General features: G+C 31.9%; 4 protein-coding genes and 1 pseudogene. 1 reads left to right on the top strand and 4 read right to left on the bottom strand.

Annotation, left to right across the window (positions count from 1 at the left end):
• The coding region (locus KI369_RS23695) for a sensor domain-containing phosphodiesterase (RefSeq protein ID WP_238484949.1) at positions 1-2,676 on the top strand (2,676 nt) is incomplete at its 5' end.
• Between the two features lie 99 nt (positions 2,677-2,775).
• Here the strand turns inward: KI369_RS23695 and murG are convergent.
• The 4 genes and pseudogenes from murG to KI369_RS23675 form a co-directional block, all read right to left on the bottom strand.
• The gene (murG, locus tag KI369_RS23690) at positions 2,776-3,840 is read right to left on the bottom strand and encodes an undecaprenyldiphospho-muramoylpentapeptide beta-N-acetylglucosaminyltransferase (RefSeq protein ID WP_212957619.1); all 1,065 of its coding nucleotides are present in this window, start codon (positions 3,838-3,840) and stop codon (positions 2,776-2,778) included.
• Positions 3,841-3,888: 48 nt separating this feature from the next.
• Positions 3,889-4,205: pseudogene (locus KI369_RS23685) on the bottom strand (DUF6572 domain-containing protein).
• Between the two features lie 25 nt (positions 4,206-4,230).
• Positions 4,231-5,142, bottom strand: a complete 912-nt coding sequence (locus KI369_RS23680; protein WP_212957617.1) for an SDR family oxidoreductase — start codon at positions 5,140-5,142, stop codon at positions 4,231-4,233.
• On the bottom strand, positions 5,139-6,125 hold the full coding sequence (locus tag KI369_RS23675; RefSeq protein WP_212957615.1) for a UDP-N-acetylglucosamine 4,6-dehydratase family protein: 987 nt from the start codon (positions 6,123-6,125) through the stop codon (positions 5,139-5,141). The genes KI369_RS23680 and KI369_RS23675 overlap by 4 nt, the downstream gene beginning before the upstream one ends.
• Positions 6,126-6,127 lie beyond the last annotated feature (2 nt).

The following is a 6,127-nucleotide window of genomic DNA, read 5'->3' as shown; positions in this document are numbered from 1 at the left end:
TTAATATGTTATTCAATCTATTTTATGTTTTTCTATCTGTTCCCCTCTCATTTTTCAAATTCAGATGTACGCTTCGCTTCACTTATTGTTGAAGCCATTACATTTGTATCACTCATTTACTCTATATATTCTAAAAAAGTCAGTTCAAATCTGTTTTGGATATGTATTACGATAGCAATTGGTAGTTTTTTATTAGGAAAAATAGTATATACATATCAAGATAGCTTCTTCGAAATTCCAATACATCGTTTTACTATTTCTGATGTATTTTACATGCTTTTTCTACTCTTCTGTCTTATCGCTTTCTGCTATAAAATCTTAAAAGAATGCGATAAATGGGAAAAAGCATTCTTTATTTGTGATATATGCATAGTACTTACTTCCATATTCACATTAGAGTGGTATTTATTTAATCAACCAAATTTAAATATATTCTCTCTTTCACTAGGAGATGTTTTTCTTTCATTTCTATATCCAATTGCAGATTTATTATTCCTTCTACTAGGTGTTAGTCTCTTTTTCCGTCCAACAATTTTTAATTCTAAACGGAAAATTTATATCTTTATTTTTGTATTAATAAGTTCTGCAACTTTTAACTATATTTATTTTTACTTAAATAACCATTTATCAACTGAAACGATAACATTATTACGTCTTTTATATAGAATACCTATATTGCTTATTGCAATAGCTGGATCTATTTCAGAAGATCGCAATAGTCATAAAAATTATTTCATTGTAAACCCTGTAATAGGAAAAAAGGCTTTAGTTGTATTTCCCTATCTTGCTGTTGCAATACTAATCGGGTTTACATTAAAAGAACAAACAGCATCTTCAACTCTCATTACAGGGAATTGTATTACTTTCATTTTCGTACTCATTCGTCATTCTATTGTACGTATACAAAATAATTCCCTAACCAAACGTTTACAGGCATTTAATGCTCAACTAGAAGAAAAAGTTACTTTACGAACTTCTGATTTAGTTTATAAATCAGAGGCTCTATCTCAAAAACAGCAAAAATTCAAATCATTATATGAATATCACCCTGATCCTATTTTTACAATTGATTTAAATGGAGTATTCTTAAATGGAAATAAAGCTGGAAGTATACTACTTGGAGCACCAACGGATGAGTTACTCGGGGAAACTTGTTTTTCGATTATTTTAGATGAAGACAAATATAAACTAGCATCTGCATTAGAAAAAGTGAAACAACAAAAATCGGCATCCTTACAACTACGTTCTCAATATAAAGATGGCTTTACTTATTTTTTATACGTTACCATCGTACCTATTATGATAGACGGGCAAATTTCCGGAAGCTATATTATGGTGAAAGATATTACTGCACTAAAAAAACAGCAAGAAGAAATAAAATATTTAGCATTCCATGATACTGTAACGAAAATTGGGAACCGTGCCTTTTTCCATAAGAAATTAAAAAGAATTATAAAAAATGCTAAAACGACAGAAAGCGAGTTTGCATTATTATATTTAGACTTAGATCGCTTTAAAGCAATTAACGATACACTTGGACATTCGGCAGGAGATCACATATTAGAAGAAATAGCAAAGCGATTCCAATCATGTCTTCCATCACATACTCATCTGTCAAGAATCGGTGGCGATGAATTTACAATCTTAATTGAAAACTATAATGACGAAGATTCCTTATTCAAGTTATGCAATCAGTTATTTGAATGCATGGAAAAACCGTTTATCATACATGAACATACATTAACTTTATCACTAAGTATTGGCATCGCTATTTATCCACATTCTGGAATCGATACCGCTACACTTCTGAAAAACGCTAATGTTGCAATGTATGATGCGAAAGCAAAAGAACTTAACTCTGTCTCTATTTATGATGATATAATTGCTAAAAAAATTGAAAGACGATTACGATTAGAAAAAGATTTACCAAATGCAATTCAAAATGAAGAATTGTTCCTTTTATATCAACCTCAAGTTGATACCGAATCTAACAAAATTATCGGTGCTGAAGCTTTAATCCGGTGGAATCATCCTGAATTAGGCATTATTTCTCCATACGAGTTTATTCCGATTGCAGAAGAAACACTACAAATCATTCCAATAGGAAAGTGGACATTGCAGCAAGCTTGTGAACAAATGAAACGTTGGCACACACTCGGATATTCACATTTGAAAATAGGTGTAAATTTATCTGCTAAAGAATTTGAACAAGAAGATTTTGTAAAGTCTATTTCTGCTACATTAACAAATACAGGTTTACCAGCAAGTTCTCTTGATCTTGAATTAACAGAACGAATTGCAATGATGGATGAGCGAGAAACATTGATAAAACTGCGTACACTAAAGAGTTTAGGCGTTCACATTTCAATCGATGACTTTGGTACAGGTTATTCATCACTAGCGTATTTACCTTTATATCCAATCGACACGTTAAAAATCCCAAGAGAGTTTATTACAATGTCTGAAACGTGTGAAGATGGAATGGAAATTATTAAAACGATTATCACATTGGCACATACATTAGAAATGTCTGTCATTGCTGAAGGGGTAGAAACGAAGGAACACGTGCATTTCCTTCAAAAAAATAAATGTAAATTTATTCAAGGTTACTATTACAGCAAACCTATCCATACTGATGCATTTACTGAGCTATTAGAAATCGGTATTCACCCATAGTATATAGCTAATCGGGATAAGTAATAATGAATTTGAACAACTATAGTAAAAAGGAAAGAAGATACCTTCTTTCCTTTTGTTTTTTTATTTAAATTTCTATTACTTCACTACTTCATTTATTATATCTATTAAATGATGAATCCCCTCATCATTTGTTTTCTTATATCCATTCATGTTTTGAATATATCTCTCCTTGTTTGTATACAACTTATTTACTGCATGTATGAATACATTCGTACTTATTCTATCTTGGAGTATAACTTCCGCATATCCTTGCCGAGAAAAATATTCAGCATTTAAAACTTGATCTCCCCTACTGGAACTGTTAGTTAACGGGATAAGCAACATCGGTTTCTTCAAAAATAGCAATTCAGAAATAGCAGTAGAACCCGCTCTAGAAACTACAACACTCGCCATATTTAGTATATGCGGCAACTCATCCCCTATATATTCAAATTGCATATAACCTTCCATGCCAATAGATGAATCTACCTTCCCTTTACCGCACATATGAACAATATTAAAATTTAACAGTAATGTTTCCAAACTTTTCCTTACCATATCATTTATCCACTTAGCACCTTGACTTCCACCCATAATTAACAATACTGGTTTATCTTGCTGAAATTTACAATAGCTTTTTCCTCGTAATACGTTCCCCCTCTCAATTTCTTCCCTTACAATTGGTCCTACATAAACCTTCTTCTTATTACTTACATTTTCTCCTGTCTGAGGAAATGTTGTGCATAGCTTTTTAGCAAAAGGTAATGCTATTTTATTGGCAAGTCCTAATGTGCTATCTGGTTCACGTATAATTATAGGCACACGATTTAACCATGCCCCTATAGCTACAGGAACTGAAACAAATCCTCCTGCTGAAAAGATAACGTTAGGCCTTGCTTTCTTAATTAATTTATAACTTTGTAAACAACCGTATATAATTTTAAAAGGATCTTTAAAGTTCTCCCAATCCCAATATCTCCTAAGCTTCCCCGTTGAAACACTATTGTATTTAACATTTTGAACTAATGATTTTTCAATCCCATTTTTGGATCCGATATATTCGACTCTCCATCCTTGTTCTAAAAATTTAGGAATTAATACAATATTAATCATAACGTGTCCGGCTGTACCGCCCCCAGTAAAAAGAATCGTTTTGCTCATAACTTATATCCACCTTTATTATTAAAAATTTAGCTTTATATTAACCTTTTAAATGTAAATAAACTTATTATTTTTTATATAAATCTTTAACTCCACCTCTATATCTTGTAAAAAATCTTTGATGAGTTCATAAAAATCATTTCCATACTCACTACACTCATATTGAGCAAAGACTTGAATCACATACCTAGTTTCCGTCTCTAATGCTGACTTGATTTGATTTACCTTTTTTTCTTCTACATACGCTCGATATTTATTGCCTCATAAAGACGCAAAACATGCGCTTCTTCATCTCTCCAGTCCAGCGTATCAACAATTGAAAGAAATAGCGTATTTTGATTAACTATTACTTCATAACCATTCATATATTTCTTACACCTTTTTTATTTTTCATTGAATGTAAATGTCACTATACTTTACATACTCAAGTACATCTTTTAATGATTGATGAAATTGAATTTCTGGGATCCACCCTAACCTTCTTATTTCCTCTATTACTAAACTCTCATTTGATTCACTTCCACTTTTCTCTGTTTCATCTATAAAAAAATTCAGTCTTGTTAATTCCTTATATTGTTCTAGTACATCTAATAAAGATCGTTTCACTCCTGACCCGACATTATATTGTTTTCCATTTATCCCATCTCGTAATAACACATGATACGCTTTAACCGCATCACGTACATCTAGAAAATCCCTACTATTTTTTAAACTGTTTACTTCAATAACTGCTTTACTTCTACCTGATTCTATATCTATTATTTTTTTTGCGAGAATCGAACAGATACCATTCGATGCTCCTGGACCAATTAAATTCGAGGGCTTTGCAATAATAATATTTGAATTCATTAATTCACTCCACGCCTCTGCAATAGTGACTTGCATCGTTTTACTTAAACTATATGGATTTGACATTTTTATGTTGTTCATACTATCTGCTTGCAAAGCAGATCCTATAATTAATGTTCTACAATGAGGTGATTCTTGCTTAATTGCTTCTAATAAATATAATGTCCCTATTACATTAATCTCTACATATTCAAGAGCAGCTGTCCAAGACTCTATGACCGAATTCCTTCCTGCTAAATGCAATACATAATCTGGCTTTATTTGTTTCATTACCTTCATTACTTCGCTCTTATTAGTTAAATTACAAGTAATACCATCCCTAATCATTTCTCTATTTGCACGATTTTGAAACATAGGAATTACATGAAAGCCCTGCTCTAAAAAATATTGGCAAGCATGGCGTCCTGTGAAACCATTTGCACCAGTTATTAAAAGACTCGCATTTTTTTTCATCGTAAAAACCCTCCTTTTAATAACATTTGTTTCACCTCGTGTTTTGCAAGTAAGTCTTGTTGAGAACTAAAACTCTTCACATCCACAAGCGGATAGCTAGCATAATATTCTTGCAGTCCTTCTATAGGAATAGTCGGTAGTACCACAAAATAATTTTGATCAAAAATTATACTTGTTTTACTCTCTACCTCAGATAAAAGCATTTCACTTAATTTTTCACCCGGTCTTATCCCTACTTCTTTTACCTTCACGTTTTCCTTTTTCGAATCTTCAATTAACACTTCTGCTAAATCTGTTATTTTACATGCCGGCATTTTCATAACAAAGATTTCCCCACCTCTACCTTGATATACGGCTTTAAATAACAATCCAACAGCATCTTCAATCGTTAAGAAAAATCTAGTCATATTTGCATCGGTAATCCCTACTTGTGAAGATTTTTTAATTTGTTTTTTAAAAAGTGGTATCACACTTCCGCTCGTCCCCAAAACATTTCCACCACGAACACAAATGAATTTTGTTTTCTTCGTTTGCATATTCGCATGAACCATTAACTTCTCACCAATTGCTTTTGTCATCCCATACGTATTTGATGGATCAGCAGCTTTATCCGTTGAAACATATATAACTTTCTCAACTTGCATCTGTATAGATGCTTCAATTACATTTTGCGTACCATGTATATTGGTTTTTATAGCTTCATAAGGATAATACTCACATACTGGAACATGTTTTAAAGCTGCAAGATGGAATACATAATGGACACCTTGGCAAGCATAGGCTAGTTGATCTTTATCACGAATATCTCCAATAATAAATTTTAATCTATCATCATTTATAAACTGTTGCTGCATTTCAAACTGAACCGTTTCATTTCTTGAAAAAACTCTAATTTCTTCCGGTGATTTTTCTAATAGTTGTTTTATAAGTTCATGTCCCCACGAACCTGTACCACCAGTAATTAAAATTATTTTATTTAGCATTT

This window comes from Bacillus sanguinis (assembly GCF_018332475.1).
GTDB lineage: Bacteria > Bacillota > Bacilli > Bacillales > Bacillaceae_G > Bacillus_A > Bacillus_A sanguinis.
Note: the sequence above shows the minus strand (reverse complement) of the source record. Positions and strands in the feature narration are given on the sequence as shown.

Coding starts and splice junctions, on each gene's coding strand:
- murG (WP_212957619.1), bottom strand. CDS start 3,840: ATGAGCAAAACGATTCTTTTTACTGGGGGCGGTACAGCCGGACACGTT.
- KI369_RS23680 (WP_212957617.1), bottom strand. CDS start 5,142: ATGAAAAAAAATGCGAGTCTTTTAATAACTGGTGCAAATGGTTTCACA.
- KI369_RS23675 (WP_212957615.1), bottom strand. CDS start 6,125: ATGCTAAATAAAATAATTTTAATTACTGGTGGTACAGGTTCGTGGGGA.